Genomic DNA, 1,149 nt, shown 5'->3' on the forward strand with positions numbered 1-1,149 from the left:
CCGCCCGACAGCGCGGTCCCGCGCGGCGGCGGAGCCGCCAGCCGACCCGGCGCCGTCGGCGTCGGCGTCGGCGTCGACACCCCCACGATGCCACGCCCGGACGACCCGGACCGCGTCCGCCGCCGGTCGCACGGCGTGCACCCGTACGCCCCAGACCCCGGCGGCGGCCAGCATCGCCGTCGTCGCCTGGGTCGCGTCGTCACGCTCGTCGCTGGTCCGGCTCGCGCCCCGCCTGTCCGCGAGGACCGAGCCCAGGAAGGACTTGCGGGAGGTGCCGACCAGCAGCGGCCGCCCGAACCGGGAGAACGCGTCGAGCTGCCGCAGCAGCGCCCAGTTGTGCTCCGCCTTCTTCGCGAACCCGATGCCGGGGTCGAGGATCACCCGCTCCTCGGCGATGCCGGCGGCGATCACGGCCGCCAGCCGCTCGCCGAGTTCCTCGACCACCTCCGCGACCACATCCCGGTAGACCGCGCGGTCCGCCATGTCGATGCTCGGGCCGCGGGCGTGCATGAGCACGTAGTAGACCCCGCGGTCGGCGACCAGGGCCAGCAGGTCCGGGTCGTGGCCGCCGGAGACGTCGTTGACCAGGACCGCGCCGGCGTCGACGGCGGCGGCCGCCACCGACACCCGCGTCGTGTCCACGCTGACCCGCACGCCGGCGGCCGCGAGCTCGGCGACGACCGGCAGCACCCGGCGCATCTCCTCCGAGGCCACCACCCGGGACGCACCCGGACGGGTCGACTCGCCGCCGACGTCGATGAGGTCGGCACCTTCGTCCACCATCCGCAACCCGGCCCGGACGGCGTCGACCGGATCGAGGAACGTCCCGCCGTCGGAGAACGAGTCGGGCGTGACGTTGACGACCCCCATCACCTTGGTGAGGTCGCCGTCGCCGGGGCGCAGGAACTCGTCGGACTCCGGGCTCACGGGGTGTCCTCCACGGTCGACCTGGCCGACCGACCGCTCGGGCCCGGCACCGGTACGACCGGGGCGCGACGGTAGGAGTACCGGTAGACCGGCCGGAAGCCGAGTTCGGCGTAAAGCCGCCTGGCCACGGTGCTGACCTCCTCGACCTGAAGGTAGGCGTGGGTGGCGCCGCGCGCCGCGGCCCACTGTCCGAGCGCGGCGAGGACCCGCCTGGCCGCGCCC

General features: G+C 75.5%; 2 protein-coding genes. Both read right to left on the reverse strand.

What is annotated here, in order from left to right:
- The coding region (gene folP, locus MXD58_RS25095) for a dihydropteroate synthase (RefSeq protein ID WP_250610104.1) at positions 1–870 on the reverse strand (870 nt) is incomplete at its 3' end.
- 53 nt (positions 871–923) lie between these two features.
- The coding region (locus tag MXD58_RS25100; RefSeq protein WP_250610102.1) for a GNAT family N-acetyltransferase at positions 924–1,149 on the reverse strand (226 nt) is incomplete at its 5' end.

It is taken from the genome of Frankia sp. AgKG'84/4, assembly GCF_023242965.2.
Lineage (GTDB): Bacteria > Actinomycetota > Actinomycetes > Frankiales > Frankiaceae > Frankia.